The following is a 17,331-nucleotide window of genomic DNA, read 5'->3' as shown; positions in this document are numbered from 1 at the left end:
CTTGACGTTTTGTTGTGGGTATTGGATAATTCCGCTTCTTTGCTGCTGACGTCTTTTTTAGGCGGTGCGGTGTTGATCTTTAAAAATTTGGACAACCGATAGGTGTGGGTGTCTTGGTGCGAAGCAACGCGAGTTGCGAAACGTATTAAGGCAATCACACGGATGGAGAGATCCATCGAGGTAGAGAAATCTATCGTCAGTGAATTGCGAGTTTGATGGATTGAACTGAAGAGTTTGATCCTGGCTCAGATTGAACGCTGGCGGCATGCCTTACACATGCAAGTCGAACGGCAGCACGGGGCAACCTGGTGGCGAGTGGCGAACGGGTGAGTAATGCATCGGAACGTGCCATTGAGTGGGGGATAACGTAGCGAAAGTTGCGCTAATACCGCATATTCTGTGAGCAGGAAAGCAGGGGACCGCAAGGCCTTGCGCTCTTTGAGCGGCCGATGTCAGATTAGCTAGTTGGTGAGGTAACGGCTTACCAAGGCGACGATCTGTAGCGGGTCTGAGAGGATGATCCGCCACACTGGAACTGAGACACGGTCCAGACTCCTACGGGAGGCAGCAGTGGGGAATTTTGGACAATGGGGGCAACCCTGATCCAGCCATGCCGCGTGAGTGAAGAAGGCCTTCGGGTTGTAAAGCTCTTTCGGCCGGGAAGAAATCGCATGGGCCAATACCCTGTGTGGATGACGGTACCGGAATAAGAAGCACCGGCTAACTACGTGCCAGCAGCCGCGGTAATACGTAGGGTGCGAGCGTTAATCGGAATTACTGGGCGTAAAGCGTGCGCAGGCGGTTTTGTAAGACAGGCGTGAAATCCCCGGGCTCAACCTGGGAACTGCGTTTGTGACTGCAAGGCTAGAGTACGGCAGAGGGGGGTGGAATTCCACGTGTAGCAGTGAAATGCGTAGAGATGTGGAGGAACACCAATGGCGAAGGCAGCCCCTGGGTCGATACTGACGCTCATGCACGAAAGCGTGGGTAGCAAACAGGATTAGATACCCTGGTAGTCCACGCCCTAAACTATGTCAACTAGGTGTTGGGTGGGTAAAACCATTTAGTACCGTAGCTAACGCGTGAAGTTGACCGCCTGGGGAGTACGGCCGCAAGGTTAAAACTCAAAGGAATTGACGGGGACCCGCACAAGCGGTGGATGATGTGGATTAATTCGATGCAACGCGAAAAACCTTACCTACCCTTGACATGCCAGGAACTTGCCAGAGATGGCTTGGTGCCCGAAAGGGAGCCTGGACACAGGTGCTGCATGGCTGTCGTCAGCTCGTGTCGTGAGATGTTGGGTTAAGTCCCGCAACGAGCGCAACCCTTGTCGTTAATTGCCATCATTTAGTTGGGCACTTTAGCGAGACTGCCGGTGACAAACCGGAGGAAGGTGGGGATGACGTCAAGTCCTCATGGCCCTTATGGGTAGGGCTTCACACGTCATACAATGGTCGGTACAGAGGGTCGCCAAGCCGCGAGGTGGAGCCAATCCCAGAAAGCCGATCGTAGTCCGGATTGCAGGCTGCAACTCGCCTGCATGAAGTCGGAATCGCTAGTAATCGTGGATCAGCATGTCACGGTGAATACGTTCCCGGGTCTTGTACACACCGCCCGTCACACCATGGGAGCGGGTTCCGCCAGAAGTAGGTAGCCTAACCGCAAGGAGGGCGCTTACCACGGCGGGGTTCGTGACTGGGGTGAAGTCGTAACAAGGTAGCCGTAGGGGAACCTGCGGCTGGATCACCTCCTTTCTAGAGAAGCATCCTGGCACCCACAACCTATCGGTTGTTCATGAGTAGCAAGCAGGCGAGGGTCTGTAGCTCAGTCGGTTAGAGCATCGTCTTGATAAGGCGGGGGTCGTTGGTTCGATTCCAACCAGACCCACCAAAGTCTTATCAGTTAAACGAGTCAGGCAAGGCGTGAAATGTCGCCGCATAGCAGCCGCTATGCAAGGCATTGAACAGCGCAGCATGGCGCGTTTAGAGGGGGATTAGCTCAGCTGGGAGAGCACCTGCTTTGCAAGCAGGGGGTCGTCGGTTCGATCCCGTCATCCTCCACCAGAATCCAAAGATAAGCGGTGACCGTTTATCTATGGCTTTTGAGGAATCAATTGCTGCGCTCTTTAACAAAACGGAAGAAGGTTGTGTCACTCTTGCCGAAGAGGCAAGAGTGATGCGTTGTGATTGCATCGATCTTTGTACAGCAGTCAGCGGTATGAAGATCGCATAAATGAGTTGCCTGTAGCCTGGCTTCGCGAGAGGCCGCAAGGTTATAGGATCAAGCGACTAAGTGCATGTGGTGGATGCCTTGGCGATCACAGGCGATGAAGGACGTGCAAGCCTGCGAAAAGCGGGGGGGAGCTGGCAATGAAGCTTTGATCCCCCGATATCCGAATGGGGAAACCCACTCCGCAAGGAGTATCTTTATCTGAATACATAGGATATTGAGGCGAACCCGGCGAACTGAAACATCTAAGTAGCCGGAGGAAAAGAAATCAACCGAGATTCCCCAAGTAGTGGCGAGCGAACGGGGATCAGCCTGCTAGTAATAGCGGAGACGTTAATAGAACGGAATGGAAAGTCCGGCCGTAGTGGGTGATAGCCCCGTATATGAAAACGACTCCGTGGTACTAAGTTAGCGAAAAGTAGGGCGGGGCACGTGAAACCTTGTCTGAACATGGGGGACCATCCTCCAAGGCTAAATACTCGTGATCGACCGATAGTGAACTAGTACCGTGAGGGAAAGGCGAAAAGAACCCCGGGAGGGGAGTGAAATAGATCCTGAAACCGCATGCATACAAACAGTGGGAGCCTCCTTGTGGGGTGACTGCGTACCTTTTGTATAATGGGTCAGCGACTTACGTTGTGTTGCGAGCTTAACCGAATAGGGGAGGCGTAGCGAAAGCGAGTCCGAATAGGGCGTTTAGTAGCACGGCGTAGACCCGAAACCGGATGATCTATCCATGGCCAGGATGAAGGTGCCGTAACAGGTACTGGAGGTCCGAACCCACTAATGTTGAAAAATTAGGGGATGAGCTGTGGATAGGGGTGAAAGGCTAAACAAATCCGGAAATAGCTGGTTCTCCCCGAAAACTATTTAGGTAGTGCGTCATGTATCACTTGCGGGGGTAAAGCACTGTTATGGCTAGGGGGTCATCGCGACTTACCAAACCATGGCAAACTCTGAATACCGCAAAGTGCGAGCATGGCAGACAGACAGTGGGTGCTAACGTCCATTGTCAAGAGGGAAACAACCCAGACCGCCAGCTAAGGTCCCCAAGACACAGTTAAGTGGGAAACGAAGTGGGAAGGCATAGACAGCTAGGAGGTTGGCTTAGAAGCAGCCATCCTTTAAAGAAAGCGTAATAGCTCACTAGTCGAGTCGTCCTGCGCGGAAGATGTAACGGGGCTCAAACTGTGCACCGAAGCTGCGGATATCGAAAGATATGGTAGGGGAGCGTTCTGTAGGTCTGTGAAGGTGTCTTGTAAAGGATGCTGGAGATATCAGAAGTGCGAATGCTGACATGAGTAGCGATAAAGGGCGTGAAAAGCGCCCTCGCCGAAAGCCCAAGGTTTCCTACGCAACGTTCATCGGCGTAGGGTGAGTCGGCTCCTAAGGCGAGGCAGAAATGCGTAGTCGATGGGAAACAGGTCAATATTCCTGTACCGATTCTAGATGCGATGTGGGGACGGAGAAGGTTAGGTCAGCCGGGTGTTGGACGTCCCGGTTTAAGCGTGTAGGCGTGCCCCTTAGGCAAATCCGGGGGGCTGAGCTGAGGCGTGATGACGAGGAACCACGGTTCCGAAGTGATTGATACCAAGCTTCCAGGAAAAGCCACTAAGCTTCAGTCTAGAGTTGACCGTACCGCAAACCGACACAGGTGGGCAGGATGAAAATTCTAAGGCGCTTGAGAGAACTCAGGAGAAGGAACTCGGCAAATTAACACCGTAACTTCGGGAGAAGGTGTGCCCCGGTAGCGTGTAGAGACTTGCTCTCGAAGCGCGATGGGGTTGCAGTGAAATGGTGGCTGCGACTGTTTAATAAAAACACAGCACTCTGCAAACACGAAAGTGGACGTATAGGGTGTGACGCCTGCCCGGTGCCGGAAGGTTAAGTGATGGGGTGCAAGCTCTTGATCGAAGCCCCGGTAAACGGCGGCCGTAACTATAACGGTCCTAAGGTAGCGAAATTCCTTGTCGGGTAAGTTCCGACCTGCACGAATGGCGTAACGATGGCCACACTGTCTCCTCCTGGGACTCAGCGAAGTTGAAATGTTTGTGAAGATGCAATCTACCCGCGGCTAGACGGAAAGACCCCATGAACCTTTACTGTAGCTTTGCATTGGACTTTGAACCGGTTTGTGTAGGATAGGTGGGAGACTGTGAAGCCGGGACGCTAGTTTCGGTGGAGTCAACCTTGAAATACCACCCTGATTTGTTTGAGGTTCTAACCTTGGTCCGTGAATCCGGATCGGGGACCGTGCATGGTAGGCAGTTTGACTGGGGCGGTCTCCTCCCAAAAGGTAACGGAGGAGTACGAAGGTACGCTTAGGGCGGTCGGACATCGCCCACAAAGTGCAATGGCAAAAGCGTGCTTGACTGCGAGACCCACAAGTCGAGCAGGTACGAAAGTAGGTCATAGTGATCCGGTGGTTCTGTATGGAAGGGCCATCGCTCAACGGATAAAAGGTACTCTGGGGATAACAGGCTAATTCCTCCCAAGAGTTCATATCGACGGGGGAGTTTGGCACCTCGATGTCGGCTCATCACATCCTGGGGCTGTAGTCGGTCCCAAGGGTATGGCTGTTCGCCATTTAAAGTGGTACGCGAGCTGGGTTTAAAACGTCGTGAGACAGTTTGGTCCCTATCTGCCGTGGGCGCTGGAAATTTGAAGGGGGCTGCTCCTAGTACGAGAGGACCGGAGTGGACGAACCTCTGGTGTACCGGTTATGACGCCAGTCGTATCGCCGGGTAGCTAAGTTCGGAAGAGATAAACGCTGAAAGCATCTAAGCGTGAAACTCGCCTTAAGATAAGATTTCCCGGAGTCTTGAACTCCCTGAAGGGTCGTCGAAGACCACGACGTTGATAGGTCAGGTGTGGAAGCGCAGCAATGCGTTAAGCTAACTGATACTAATTGCCCGTGCGGCTTGATCCTATAACCTTGTAGCACCGCAGGAACTCATAAGCACTCACAACAACAACCCTCTCCCAATTTCGCGTTTGCCGCGCCAACCCGCGTCAAACCAACCAGTTACGCTTGGCGACCATGGCGTTTCGGACCCACCCCTTCCCTTCCCGAACAGGACCGTGAAACGAAACCGCGCCGATGATATTGCACTTTCGTGTGAGAAAGTAGGTCATCGCCAGGCTACCCCATCCTAAACCCCCTCCCAATTACAACAGCCGGCGAGGGGGTTTCTGCTTTGTAAAAGAAAATCGATTGACTATACTGAACCCCTGAGGGGTTCTGAGTGGAGCGAAGAATATGGCGTTGGCAACATTCGCTGGCGGTTGCTTTTGGTGCCTCGATGCGGTTTTTTCGCAAGTGAAAGGGGTTTACCGTGTTACCTCTGGCTATTGCGGCGGTTACAACGCGAACCCGACGTATGAGGAGGTCTGTTCGGGGTCAACGGGCCACGCAGAGGTGGTCAGGATCAGCTTCGATTCCGAGCGCATTTCATACCGCCAGCTACTAGAGGTGTTCTTTGCCATTCATGACCCGACTACCTTGAATCGGCAGGAGGCAGACGTCGGAACGCAATACCGGTCGGCGATCTTCGTCCACTCTCCGGAGCAGCGGTGCGAGGTGTTGGAGGTGATTGCAAGCTTGGCAGCGGTCTTCGCACCGCCCGCTGTCATCGTTACCGAGATTGCCGACGCATCGGAGTTCTATCCGGCCGAGCCGTATCATCAGGGTTATTTTGCGGCCAATCCCGACCAAGGTTACTGTGCCGTAGTCATCAATCCGAAGGTTGCAGCTTTCCGAAGGAAATTCGCGGCGCTACTTAGCGACCCCGAATAGCCGGATGGGGCCTACAGGTAAAAAAGCCGTTGCGCCATGGGCGCAACGGCTGGTCGAATTATGGTGGTGATGGGTGGAATTGAACCACCGACCTATGGGTTATGAATCCATCGCTCTAACCGACTGAGCTACATCACCGCACTCCTAAGGGCGCGGATTATAGAGGGGACGGCATTCATCGGTCAACGGATTTTGCGGTCGGCTATAATGTTTCCCTGTTTTCAAGCCCCCGCCGTCAGCCATTCCGGCAAAACCCTAAATCATAAATAGCTTCTGTTCATGCCCAAGAAATTGTTCATCCGCACCTTCGGGTGCCAGATGAATGAGTACGATTCGGACAAGATGGCCGACGTGCTCAACGCCGCCGAAGGAGTTGTCAGGACCGACAACCCGGAAGACGCCGATATCATCCTGTTCAACACCTGCTCGGTGCGCGAGAAGGCGCAGGAAAAGGTGTTCCACGATCTCGGTCGGGTCCGTCACCTGAAAAAGCTCAATCCCGGTCTGGTCATCGGCGTCGGCGGTTGCGTGGCGAGCCAGGAGGGCGATGCCATCGTTGCCCGCGCCCCTTACGTCGATATTGTGTTTGGTCCGCAGACCCTGCATCGTTTGCCGCAGTTGATTGCCGAGCACAAAAGAAAGGGCCGGGCGGCGGTCGATATTTCCTTCCCGGAAATTGAAAAGTTCGATGCCATGCCTCCCGCGGAGGTGAAGGGCGCATCGGCTTTCGTGTCGATCATGGAAGGATGCTCCAAGTTCTGCACCTTCTGCATTGTTCCCTACACCCGCGGCGGAGAGGTGTCGCGGCCGTTCGAGGACGTCCTGACCGAAGTAGCCGGACTGGCGGCCAACGGCGTCAGCGAAGTGACTCTTCTTGGCCAGAACGTCAATGCCTACCGCGGCACCTTGGCCGGGAGCGAGGAACTGGCCGATCTGGCGCTGCTGATTGAGTACATCGCAGAGATTCCTGGAATCGAGCGCATTCGCTACACGACTTCGCACCCGCGCGAAATGTCGCAGCGTCTGATCGACACCTATGCCAAAGTGCCGAAGCTGGTCTCGCATCTGCACCTGCCTGTGCAGGCTGGGTCCGACCGCGTGCTGGCGGCGATGAAGCGCGGCTATACGGCGCTTGAATACAAGTCGGTCATCCGCAAGCTGCGGGCGGTACGGCCCGACATTTCGCTGTCGTCGGACTTCATCGTCGGCTTTCCCGGCGAAACCCACGAGGATTTCGAAAAGACCATGAAGCTGATCGATGACATCGGGTTCGACACGTCCTTCTCGTTTATCTACAGCCCGCGTCCGGGCACCCCAGCCGTCGAAATGGATGATTCGACACCGCCAGAAGTCAAGTCGACCCGTCTCACGCGGCTGCAGAAGCGGATCGAGGAACAGGCGCAGGTGATTAGCCAGGCGATGGTCGGCAGCGTGCAGCGCGTTCTGGTCGAAGGCAGGTCGAGGAAGGACGCCAATGAGTTGGCCGGGCGAACCGACAACAACCGCGTCGTCAATTTCGTCGGCGGGTCAGCCGGAAGCGCGCGCCTGATCGATAGCTTCGTCGATGTGCGCATCACCAAGGCATTGCCTCATAGTCTGAGAGGCGAGATTGTCATCCTTGAATAGCCGGCCCCCGCCGAAGAGCAAGCCGGTGGACGTCGTGCTGGCGCCGGTCGACAATGTTTTGCTGGCCAATCTGTGCGGTCCTCTCGACGAGAACATCCGCCAGATCGAAACCGGCTTTGACGTGACCATCCGGCGCCGCAACGAGCGTTTTTCGATAATCGGCGAAAAATCCGCGTTGACCGCGGATGCCATCCGCCATTTCTATGCGAGGGCACGCGAAACGCTGTCGGTCGATGAAATCCAGCTTGGGCTGATCGAACTGATCAACGCGCCGGTGCGACGCATCGCGCGCGCCGCGGAAGGCCCAGTCGATGGTCCGCAACTGCTTACACGAAAAACCGATCTGCATGGGCGTACACCGCGTCAGGTCGCCTACCTCAAGGCTATCCAGGAGCATGACATCACCTTCGGCATCGGCCCGGCGGGGACCGGCAAGACCTATCTGGCGGTCGCCAGCGCCGTCGATGCCTTCGAGCGTGACCTGGTCGAGCGGATCATCCTGACCCGCCCCGCCGTCGAAGCTGGCGAGCGCCTCGGCTTCCTGCCCGGTGACCTCACCCAGAAGATCGACCCCTATCTGCGGCCGCTGTACGACGCCCTCTACGATCTGATGGGCCACGACCGCGTCAGCAAGCTGCACGAGAAGCAGGCGATCGAGATCGCGCCGCTGGCCTTCATGCGCGGGCGTACGCTGAATCATGCCTTCATCATTCTCGACGAGGCGCAGAACACGACGCCCGAGCAGATGAAGATGTTCCTGACCCGCATTGGTATTGGCGCCAAGGCGGTGGTCACCGGTGATCTGACCCAGATCGACTTGCCGAAGGGACAGAAAAGCGGCCTGCGCGAAGCGCACGACATCCTCAGGGGCGTGCGCGGGCTGGCATTCACCGAATTCATGAAGGAAGACGTTGTCCGCCACCCGTTGGTCGCCCGTATCGTCGCCGCCTATGAGTCCCAGAGCAAGCAAACGGCTTGACCTTGCGCTGCAATACGCCTGCAAGCGTGACGACTTGCCATTGCGCGCGGATTTTGCGCGCTGGGCGCGGGCGGCGCTGACGGGCGACGCCCAAATCGCTATCCGCCTGGTCGACGAGCAAGAGGGAAGGGCGCTCAACCGCGAATATCGCGGCAAGGACTACGCGACGAACATCCTCTCCTTTCCCTACGAAACCGAGCCCCTACTGATGGGCGACCTGGTCATCTGCCCGACCGTCGTGGCGCGCGAAGCGGCGGAGCAGGCCAAGCCGCCGACGGCGCACTACGCGCACCTGACAGTGCATGGCATGCTGCATCTGCGCGGCTGGGATCACGAGAACGAAGGCGATGCCCAGGCCATGGAAGCCAAAGAAAAGGAGATTCTCGGCGCGCTAGGCTATCCCGACCCCTACGCAGCCTAGACCGCCATGGACAGTGACAGCAAGCCGGGCCTGATCGAGCGGCGGGCAGCCCTTCCGTTAGACCCGGTGTTGATGCCACGACTGCCGGAGCGGGCGCGATTCCGCTTCGGTCTGGCGGCACTGATCGGCGCCACGGGTGTTCTCTGCTTTGCCCCGTTTGGCCTGTTCTGGCTCGCTCCCGCGGTCTGGCTCGGATTGTTCGCTCTTTTGCGGCACGCCGATTCGGAGCGCGAGGCGGCATTGACCGGGCTGTCCTTCGGCATTGGCTTCTTCCTGACCGGGGTTTCCTGGGTCTACGTCAGCCTCTCGGTCTTCGGCGGCATGGCATGGTGGCTGGCCGGGATCGCCGCCTTCCTGTTCTGTTCGGTGATGGCCATTTTCCCGATGCTGGCAGGCTGGCTTTTCAAGCACTGGCAACCGGCGGAACCGGGGCGGCAGGCGCTGTTGTTCGCCGCACTGATCGCTGCGGTCGACTGGCTCAGAAGCTGGATTTTTACCGGCTTTCCCTGGCTGCTCGTCGGCTACACGCAGGCGCCGCCCAGTCCCGTGAGCGGGTTCGCGCCCGTTATCGGCGCGCATGGCCTGTCGTTGCTCGTGGCATTGTCCGGAGCCCTGCTGTTACGCTGGAAATTGGGAGTCGCCTCTCTCGCGGCGCTTGCTGCGGCCGGGTTCGGGTTGCAGCAGGTGCAATGGACGGAGCCCGTCGGGGAACCGATCAGCGTGGCGCTGATCCAGGGCAACATCCCGCAGGAGGTGAAGTTCCAGCCGGAGGCCTTCCTCCGTACCTTAAATCTATACCAGCGCCTTGTCGCGGAAAACCCGGCGCAACTGACATTGCTCCCGGAAACGGCGGTTCCCGCCTTTTTCGACCAACTTCCTCCGGATTATGCCGAATCTTTCAAGTCGACCGCGCTACGACACGACGGCGATATCGTCTTCGGCACCATCACCGGTCAGGGCGAACACTACTGGAACAGCGCAGTCAGCCTCGGCATTTCGCCGACCCAGAGTTACAGCAAGACCCACCTGGTGCCTTTCGGTGAGTTCATTCCACCCGGCTTCTCGTGGTTCATGCGTCTCGCCAGCATTCCCATGTCGTCGTTCTCACGCGGGCCAGGAATGCAGCCGCCACTCGCAGTCGCCGGCCAGCAGCTTGCGGTCAACATCTGCTATGAGGACGTTTTCGGCGAGGAGATCATCCGCTCCCTGCCACAGGCCGGAATTCTTGCCAACCTGTCGAACACTGCCTGGTTCGGACGCTCGCTGGCTCAGCCGCAGCACCTCCAGATTGCCCGCATGCGCGCTGCCGAAACCGGGCGCCCGATGCTGCGCGCAACCAATACCGGCATGACTGCGGTGATTGCCGCCGATGGGTCGCTGCAGGCGATTCTTCCGCCATTCACGCAGGATGTGCTTCGCGCCGAGGTCCGTGCGTATCAGGGAATGACGCCCTATGCGCGCTACGGCAATTCCGCCTTCCTGTTGCTGGCCGGCCTGTTCCTGCTGTTCAGCCAGTGGCCGCGCCGCCGCTAGCGGGGCGCTTCAGGACCGCTTGCTCTGCTGGGCCGCCTTGTCGAGACGCTGCTTCTCGGCGAGCACCTTGCTCGCATAGCGGCGATCCGGGTCGTTTAGGGCACCGCCGAACTGCTGCAAACCAGTCTCGATGCCGCCAAAACGACTGATCGATTCGCGCAGTACCCTGGCGCCGACCTGAACGTTGGTCACCGGATCGAGGAAGGCTGATGCGTCGGCTTCCCCGGGCAGTTTGTCCATGTGGAAATTCGGCATCACCTGCATCAGGCCCTTGGCGCCGACCACGCTCTGCGAAAAGGGATTGAAGCCGGATTCGACGCCGATCACGGCAATGATCAACAGCGGATCGATCCGCAGTTCCTTGCCCTCTACCTGCGCCGTGGCAAAAATCGGTTCGAGCGCCTCGGTCGACACGCGATAGCGCTTTGAAACATAGTCAAGAGCGCCGCGCATCTTTGGGCTCAGCACAGGCGCCAATTGCTCGGTGGGCGCCGCGAACTCGCTGACGTCCTCTACCGCATCGGTGGCCTCGGGGGAGGAAACAAGGGTCTTCAGCCCGTCGATCAGGCCCGAGTGGCCGGCTTGCAGACCGACAAGAGCAGTAAGAAAAACCAGCCCGACAACCATCAGGAACTTCTGAAGCAGGGCAAAAAAGGCAAACGAAGCCCGCAGAACGGCAGGCGGAAAAGCGGTCGAAGTGAACATGCGACCTCCTAGACTGTTGCCACTGGCGCGAGGTATCCACGACAGCGAACGGTTACAGGGGGAACGACACCGGGACGGAAGCCAGTCTGAGTTAGAAAGCGCCATGCTTGGCGCAGACTGCACCCGGTGCTGCAAATTTGTGAAGAGCGCAGGATACCTATTGAACTGCATCCGGTCAAACAAAAAGCTAGAGTGTCGCGCTTGATTTGTTGTCTTGCAACAACACGTTTCGGCAATTTCGCCATGCCAAACGTAGCTTAGACAGTCGACGAAGCGCCTCCGACAAGGCACGGGCAAGGTCGGCGGGCCCTGCCGGAAAGGGCCAAAAGCTAGTAAAATTCAACGTCTCCAGTCTTTCCGAGTATGTCCGATGACCACCAGCAATAAACCGACATTCCAGGAAGTCATCCTGCACCTGCAGGAATACTGGGGAAAGCATGGCTGCGCGCTGCTGCAACCTTATGACATGGAAGTCGGCGCCGGAACCAGCCACACGGCGACCTTCCTGCGCTCCATTGGCCCCGAACCGTGGAACGCCGCCTACGTGCAGCCCTCGCGCCGGCCCAAGGACGGCCGCTACGGCGAGAACCCCAACCGCATGCAGCACTACTACCAGTACCAGGTGGTGCTCAAGCCGGCGCCGGAAAACATCCTCGAACTCTATCTCGGCTCGCTCGAAGTTCTCGGTTTCGACCTCCGGAAGAACGACGTGCGCTTCGTCGAGGACGACTGGGAGAACCCGACGCTCGGCGCCTGGGGGCTCGGCTGGGAAGTCTGGATGAACGGCATGGAAGTGACTCAGTTTACCTACTTTCAGCAGGTCGGCGGCATTGACTGCAAGCCGATCACGGGCGAAATCACCTACGGCATCGAACGCCTCGCCATGTACCTGCAGGGCGTCGAGAACGTCTTCGACCTGACGTGGACGCAAGGCCTGACCTACGGCGATGTCTATCACCAGAACGAATTCGAGCAGTCGGCCTACAATTTCGAGCACAGCGACGTGGAATTCCTGTTCCACGCCTTCGGCGCCCACGAGAAGCAAGCGCAGCGCCTGATGGGCGCCCAACTGGCGCTACCGGCTTACGAGCAGGTGCTGAAGGCCGCGCACACCTTCAACCTACTTGATGCCCGCGGCGCCATTTCGGTGACCGAACGCGCCGCCTATATCGGCCGCATCCGCAACCTGGCCCGCGCCGTCGCCCAGAGTTACCTGGAGAGCCGCGCCCGCCTCGGCTTCCCGATGGCGCCCAGGGAATGGGCCGCCGAAGTCCTCGCCCAGATCGAAAAGAAGGCTGCCTGATCATGTCGTCCAAGAACCTGCTCGTTGAACTGTTCGTCGAGGAACTGCCGCCCAAGGCGCTGAAGAAGCTGGGTGAAGTGTTCGCCCAGACACTCGCCCAACATTTGAAAAATGCCGGTTTATCGGCGTCGACCGCAACAATTACTGCCTACGCCTCGCCGCGCCGTCTTGCCGTCCACCTTACCGATGTTGCCGATGTCGCCACCGACAAGCCGGTGGCGCACAAGCTGATGCCGGTCGCTGTCGGACTCGACGCCAACGGCAACGCGACGCCGGCGCTGCTCAAGAAACTGGGGGTGCTGGGTTCTGACGGCGCTGCTGTCGCCGGTCTGCGCCGCGAACATGATGGCAAGACCGAGGTGCTGTTCCTTGACAGTTTGGCCAGAGGCGCCACGCTGGCCGAGGGGCTGCAGAAGGCTCTCGAAGCTACGCTCGCCGCGCTGCCCATCCCCAAGGTGATGAGCTACCAGTTGCAGGACGGCTGGAGCAGCGTCAATTTCGTTCGTCCGGCGCACAAGCTGGTGGCGCTGCACGGTGCCGATGTCGTGCCGGTTTCAGTCCTTGGCCTGAGCTCGGGCCGCGAAACGCGAGGTCACCGCTTCGAAGCCGCCGTCGATCCGGTCGTCTTTGCCGATGCCGACAGCTACGCCGAGACGTTGAAACGTGATGGCGCGGTGATCGCCAGCTTCGCTGAGCGCCGCGCCGAGATTGCCCTCCAGGTCTCCGCAGCTGCCGCCAAGGCCGGTCCCAACCTGACGCCGGTCGATGATGACGCGCTGCTCGATGAAGTGACCGCCCTGGTCGAGCGCCCGAACGTCCTGGTTGGCCAGTTCGAGGCAGAATTCCTCGCCGTGCCGCAGGAATGCCTGATTCTGACCATGAAGGCAAACCAGAAATACTTTCCACTGCTCGACGCGGCCGGCAAGCTGACCAACAAGTTCCTCGTCGTCAGCAACATCAGCCCGGAGGATGCATCGGCGGTGATCAGCGGCAACGAGCGCGTCGTCCGCCCGCGTCTGGCTGATGCCAAGTTCTTTTTCGACCAGGATCGCAAGAAGACGCTGGAATCGCGCGTCCTCGGCTTGGCCAAGGTCGTCTATCACAACCGGTTGGGCACCCAGGGCGAGCGCGTCGAGCGCGTCTGCGTCATCGCCAAGGCGATCGGCGAGAAACTCGGCGGCGAAAGCCTCGCACTGCAGGCCGAGCAGGCCGCCCTGCTGGCCAAGGCCGACCTGCTGACCGACATGGTCGGCGAGTTCCCCGAACTACAGGGCATCATGGGCCGCTACTACGCCCTGCACGACGGTCTCTCGGCGGATATTGCCGACGCCATCGAAGACCATTACCGGCCGCGTTTTGCCGGCGACTCGCTGCCGAGGGGCATGGTCGGCACGGTCGTGGCGCTCGCCGACAAGCTGGAAACGCTGGTTGGCATGTTCGGCATCGGCCAGATCCCGACCGGCGACCGCGATCCCTTTGCGCTACGCCGCCATGCGCTCGGCGTCATCCGCATGCTGGCCGAGGGCGATCTCAAACTGGCACTAGGAGAACTTATTGGTATTGGTGCAGCACAGTTTGGCACGGCTGTCTTTGGCTCGGCACCTACACCCTCAGCTCCCGCTCAGCCTCCGACTGGTGGCATGATATTTGCCAGAGCATCTGTCTCGGTCGGCGTACCAATTGATCCCAACGCACCAGACTTAATCGCCGACTTCATCTACGAGCGCCTCGCCGGCAACCTGCGCGAGCAGGGCTACACGGCGCAGGAAGTCGATGCCGTGGTGTCGCAACGGCCGCAACGCCTCGGCGACATCCCCAAACGACTGGCCGCCGTGCGCGCCTTTGCCGCGCTGCCCGAATCAGCCGCGCTGGCTGCCGCCAACAAGCGGGTCGGCAACATCCTGAAGAAAGTCGAGAACGCTGTCGAAGCCGTGGTTGATACCGGATTACTCAAGGAAGCAGCCGAGATCGCACTGCACGATGTCCTGGTCGACGTCGTTCCCCGTGCCGATGCCGCCTTCGAGACAGGCGACTATGCCGAATCGCTGGAAGCGCTGGCCGCGCTGCGCGCCCCGGTCGACGCCTTCTTCGATGGCGTCATGGTCAATGCCGACGACCCGGCCCTGCGCGCCAACCGCCTTGGCCTGCTCGCCAAGCTGCACGGCGCGATGAATCGGGTGGCCGATATTTCCAGGCTATCAGCCTGACCCCGGAAAGGCCAACCATGAAACTCGTCATTCTCGATCGCGATGGTGTCATCAATTTCGATTCCGCCCAGTTCATCAAGTCCCCGGCGGAATGGAAGCCCATTCCTGGCAGCCTGGAGGCCATCGCGCGGCTGAACCAGAATGGCTACCACGTCGTCATCGCGACCAACCAGTCCGGTATCGGGCGCAGCCTGTTGGACATGGATGCACTGAACGCCATCCACGAAAAGATGCACAAGGCGCTGTTTGCTGCAGGCGGCCGCATTGACGCCATCTTCTATTGTCCGCATACGGCCGATTCAGCCTGTGAATGCCGCAAACCCAAGCCCGGGATGTTCAAGCGCATTTCCGAAACCATGAATGTCGCTCTCAAGGGCGTCCCGTCGGTCGGCGATTCGAAGCGCGATCTCCAGGCCTGCGCCGCGGCCGGCTGCCTGCCGATGCTGGTGCGCACCGGCAAGGGTTTGTTGACGCTGTCCGAAGGCAATCTTCCCGAGGGCACCGAGGTCTTCGACGACCTCTCGGCGGCGGTCGACAGGATTCTGGTGGCGAAAAGGAAATGAACATCCTCCGTTCCGCCCTGTTCGTGATCTGGGGCGGGTTGTGGACCCTGCTGGTCGCACCCATGGTCGTCATTGCCGCCATTGTCCTGCGCGGGCTCTGGGGATATCACTTCGGCAAGCTGTGGCGCCTCGGCATCCAGTGGGGCGTCGAGAACCTGCTCGGCATCCGGCCGCGGGTCGTCGGTCTCGAGAACATGCCGCACGAACCCTGCGTCATCCTTTCCAAGCACCAGTCGGCGTGGGAGACGATGACTATCCAGGACTATGTGCCGCGCGGCGCCTACTGCGTTTTCGTGCTTAAGAAGGAACTGTTGCGCGTGCCGCTGATCGGCTGGGGGCTCGGGGCGATGAAGATGATCTCGATCGACCGCGCGGCCGGCAAGATGGCGCTCGACCTGGTTGTCGAACAGGGGCGCGAGCGGCTGAAGAAGGGCTTTTACGTGATCATCTTCCCCGAAGGAACGCGCGTGGCGCCCGGCGAGACGCGGCGCTACAAGGCCGGCGGCGCCTATCTGGCGACCCAGGTCGGCTGCAAGGTTGTTCCTGTCGCCCATAATTCGGGCGAACTCTGGGCACGCCAGGCATTCATCAAGAAGCCCGGCATCGTCACCATCAGCATCGGCCCGGCCTTCGACGCGACGGGGATGACCGAAGCGGAAGTCAATCAGCGTGTCGAAAGCTGGATAGAAGGCGAGATGCGCCGGATTTCCCCGCACCGCTACCCCGATGCCAAGACCAGCGCCACCTGAAGCGACACGCCGCATCGCGATTGCCGGGCAGGCCGTCGACTACCACCTGCGGCGCAGCCGGCGGCGTACCATCGGCCTGGCCATCGACCAGCGCGGCCTGCGAGTCGGCGCGCCGCTGCAGGCGCGGCTCGGGGACATCGAGACCCTGATTCGCGAGCATGGGCAATGGGTCCTTGACAAACTCGCCGACTGGCGGAGCCGTCCCACGCCGGAAAGACTGGCCGTTACCGAGGGCGTGGTCATTTTTGCCCTGGGCGAGGCGTTGACCGTAACCGTCTCCCCCGCCAGCCGCCAGCGCTGGCTGTTCAGCGACCCGAAGCTGCACCTGTTCGTGCCGCCGGCGGTCGAGGCCCGGGTGGTACTCGAAAGGGCGCTGCGCGAGAAGGCCCGGCGCGTGTTCGTCGGGCGGCTTGCCCATTACGCTCCGCAACTTGATGTTCCACCGCCGCCGCTGCGCCTCTCGGCTGCGCGCACGCGCTGGGGTAGTTGCAGCCATCATGGGGGCATTTCGCTGAACTGGCGCCTGATCCTGATGCCGCTGGCGGTCGTCGATTACGTCGTCTGCCATGAACTGGCGCACCTCAGGGAAATGAACCACAGCCCGCGCTTCTGGTCTGTGGTGGAGCAACTCTGCCCCGACTGGCGGGCGCGCCGGCTCGAACTGCGCCAGCTCGCCCGCCAGATTCCGCAACTCTGAAACCTATGGAAAACACCATGCGCATCCTGCACACGATGATTCGCGTCGGCGACCTCGATCGCTCCATCGCCTTCTATACTGAAATTCTCGGCATGAAACTGCTGCGCCGCACCGATTACCCAGAAGGCCGCTTCACTCTGGCCTTCGTCGGCTACGGACCGGAAAGCGAAGCCGCGGCCCTTGAGCTGACCCACAACTGGGATACCGCGGCCTATGATCTCGGCAATGGCTACGGGCATGTCGCCCTCGCCGTGCCGGACGCCGCTGCTGCCTGCGCCGCCATCCGCCAGCGCGGCGGCAAGGTGGTGCGCGAAGCCGGACCGATGAAGCACGGCACGACCATCATTGCCTTCGTCGAAGATCCGGACGGCTACAAGATCGAGCTGATAGAAAGAGGCACCCCGAATACATGATCTGTCTGTTGGGAGGCTCATGGTTTGGTGGCGGCCTTCTTGTTGAGGGGCTCGCCGTGAGCGTTAATCAACCTCAATGGGGACGAACTGGCGCACGGAAGAACTTC

The 17,331-nt window shown here is 59.3% G+C and carries 12 protein-coding genes, 3 tRNA genes and 3 rRNA genes; 16 read left to right on the top strand and 2 right to left on the bottom strand.

The window, feature by feature from the left end:
* Positions 1 to 222 precede the first annotated feature (222 nt).
* From IPP03_10095 to msrA, 6 genes are all read left to right on the top strand, one after another.
* Positions 223 to 1,757 (top strand): 16S ribosomal RNA (locus tag IPP03_10095).
* Between the two features lie 59 nt (positions 1,758 to 1,816).
* A tRNA-Ile gene (locus tag IPP03_10090) sits at positions 1,817 to 1,893 on the top strand.
* A 97-nt stretch (positions 1,894 to 1,990) separates the two neighbouring features.
* Positions 1,991 to 2,066: transfer RNA gene (locus IPP03_10085), tRNA-Ala, on the top strand.
* A 215-nt stretch (positions 2,067 to 2,281) separates the two neighbouring features.
* A 23S ribosomal RNA gene (locus IPP03_10080) occupies positions 2,282 to 5,161 on the top strand.
* 101 nt (positions 5,162 to 5,262) lie between these two features.
* A 5S ribosomal RNA gene (gene rrf / locus IPP03_10075) occupies positions 5,263 to 5,375 on the top strand.
* The 16S, 23S and 5S rRNA genes sit together here with 2 tRNA genes alongside, the layout of an rRNA operon.
* 116 nt (positions 5,376 to 5,491) lie before the next feature.
* On the top strand, positions 5,492 to 6,028 hold the full coding sequence (gene msrA, locus IPP03_10070; protein MBL0352979.1) for a peptide-methionine (S)-S-oxide reductase MsrA: 537 nt from the start codon (positions 5,492 to 5,494) through the stop codon (positions 6,026 to 6,028).
* A gap of 61 nt (positions 6,029 to 6,089) precedes the next feature.
* On the opposite strand, the gene IPP03_10065 is transcribed toward msrA, so the two are convergent.
* Positions 6,090 to 6,166: transfer RNA gene (locus IPP03_10065), tRNA-Met, on the bottom strand.
* A gap of 141 nt (positions 6,167 to 6,307) precedes the next feature.
* Between IPP03_10065 and miaB the strand changes: the two genes are divergently transcribed.
* From miaB to lnt, 4 genes are all read left to right on the top strand, one after another.
* Positions 6,308 to 7,654 carry a tRNA (N6-isopentenyl adenosine(37)-C2)-methylthiotransferase MiaB gene (miaB, locus tag IPP03_10060; protein ID MBL0352978.1) on the top strand — a complete coding sequence of 449 codons (1,347 nt, stop codon included), beginning with the start codon at positions 6,308 to 6,310 and terminating at the stop codon, positions 7,652 to 7,654.
* Complete coding sequence (locus tag IPP03_10055; protein MBL0352977.1) at positions 7,647 to 8,633, top strand: PhoH family protein; 987 nt, start codon at positions 7,647 to 7,649, stop codon at positions 8,631 to 8,633. Before miaB ends, IPP03_10055 begins: the two co-directional genes overlap by 8 nt.
* Entirely contained in the window at positions 8,605 to 9,054 is a 450-nt protein-coding gene (gene ybeY, locus IPP03_10050; GenBank protein MBL0352976.1) for an rRNA maturation RNase YbeY, read from the top strand. Before IPP03_10055 ends, ybeY begins: the two co-directional genes overlap by 29 nt.
* Before the next feature lie 66 nt (positions 9,055 to 9,120).
* Entirely contained in the window at positions 9,121 to 10,587 is a 1,467-nt protein-coding gene (gene lnt, locus IPP03_10045; GenBank protein ID MBL0352975.1) for an apolipoprotein N-acyltransferase, read from the top strand.
* A 9-nt stretch (positions 10,588 to 10,596) separates the two neighbouring features.
* On the opposite strand, the gene IPP03_10040 is transcribed toward lnt, so the two are convergent.
* Entirely contained in the window at positions 10,597 to 11,292 is a 696-nt protein-coding gene (locus IPP03_10040) for a lytic transglycosylase domain-containing protein (protein MBL0352974.1), read from the bottom strand.
* 370 nt (positions 11,293 to 11,662) lie between these two features.
* On the opposite strand from IPP03_10040, the gene glyQ reads away from it, so the two are divergent.
* Genes glyQ through gloA form a run of 6 tightly spaced genes read left to right on the top strand, consistent with a single transcriptional unit; the run spans position 11,663 to position 17,224 of the window.
* Positions 11,663 to 12,595: a glycine--tRNA ligase subunit alpha gene (gene glyQ / locus IPP03_10035; GenBank protein ID MBL0352973.1), complete on the top strand. Its 933-nt coding sequence runs from the start codon at positions 11,663 to 11,665 to the stop codon at positions 12,593 to 12,595.
* A 2-nt stretch (positions 12,596 to 12,597) separates the two neighbouring features.
* Complete coding sequence (locus IPP03_10030; protein ID MBL0352972.1) at positions 12,598 to 14,802, top strand: glycine--tRNA ligase subunit beta; 2,205 nt, start codon at positions 12,598 to 12,600, stop codon at positions 14,800 to 14,802.
* Between the two features lie 17 nt (positions 14,803 to 14,819).
* Positions 14,820 to 15,365: a D-glycero-beta-D-manno-heptose 1,7-bisphosphate 7-phosphatase gene (gene gmhB / locus IPP03_10025; protein MBL0352971.1), complete on the top strand. Its 546-nt coding sequence runs from the start codon at positions 14,820 to 14,822 to the stop codon at positions 15,363 to 15,365.
* Entirely contained in the window at positions 15,362 to 16,114 is a 753-nt protein-coding gene (locus IPP03_10020; GenBank protein ID MBL0352970.1) for a 1-acyl-sn-glycerol-3-phosphate acyltransferase, read from the top strand. Before gmhB ends, IPP03_10020 begins: the two co-directional genes overlap by 4 nt.
* Positions 16,092 to 16,811: a M48 family metallopeptidase gene (locus tag IPP03_10015; protein MBL0352969.1), complete on the top strand. Its 720-nt coding sequence runs from the start codon at positions 16,092 to 16,094 to the stop codon at positions 16,809 to 16,811. Before IPP03_10020 ends, IPP03_10015 begins: the two co-directional genes overlap by 23 nt.
* Before the next feature lie 5 nt (positions 16,812 to 16,816).
* Positions 16,817 to 17,224, top strand: a complete 408-nt coding sequence (gene gloA, locus IPP03_10010) for a lactoylglutathione lyase (GenBank protein MBL0352968.1) — start codon at positions 16,817 to 16,819, stop codon at positions 17,222 to 17,224.
* Positions 17,225 to 17,331 lie beyond the last annotated feature (107 nt).

The sequence above is a fragment of the Candidatus Dechloromonas phosphoritropha genome, from assembly GCA_016722705.1.
GTDB lineage: Bacteria > Pseudomonadota > Gammaproteobacteria > Burkholderiales > Rhodocyclaceae > Azonexus > Azonexus phosphoritrophus.
Note: the sequence above shows the minus strand (reverse complement) of the source record. Positions and strands in the feature narration are given on the sequence as shown.

Excerpts from the sequence above, each read along its gene's own strand:
- IPP03_10030 (MBL0352972.1), top strand. The coding sequence starts at position 12,598 with ATGTCGTCCAAGAACCTGCTCGTTGAACTGTTCGTCGAGGAACTGCCG.
- gmhB (MBL0352971.1), top strand. The coding sequence starts at position 14,820 with ATGAAACTCGTCATTCTCGATCGCGATGGTGTCATCAATTTCGATTCC.
- glyQ (MBL0352973.1), top strand. The coding sequence starts at position 11,663 with ATGACCACCAGCAATAAACCGACATTCCAGGAAGTCATCCTGCACCTG.
- IPP03_10040 (MBL0352974.1), bottom strand. The coding sequence starts at position 11,292 with ATGTTCACTTCGACCGCTTTTCCGCCTGCCGTTCTGCGGGCTTCGTTT.
- gloA (MBL0352968.1), top strand. The coding sequence starts at position 16,817 with ATGGAAAACACCATGCGCATCCTGCACACGATGATTCGCGTCGGCGAC.
- IPP03_10020 (MBL0352970.1), top strand. The coding sequence starts at position 15,362 with ATGAACATCCTCCGTTCCGCCCTGTTCGTGATCTGGGGCGGGTTGTGG.
- IPP03_10015 (MBL0352969.1), top strand. The coding sequence starts at position 16,092 with ATGCCAAGACCAGCGCCACCTGAAGCGACACGCCGCATCGCGATTGCC.
- miaB (MBL0352978.1), top strand. The coding sequence starts at position 6,308 with ATGCCCAAGAAATTGTTCATCCGCACCTTCGGGTGCCAGATGAATGAG.
- ybeY (MBL0352976.1), top strand. The coding sequence starts at position 8,605 with ATGAGTCCCAGAGCAAGCAAACGGCTTGACCTTGCGCTGCAATACGCC.
- msrA (MBL0352979.1), top strand. The coding sequence starts at position 5,492 with ATGGCGTTGGCAACATTCGCTGGCGGTTGCTTTTGGTGCCTCGATGCG.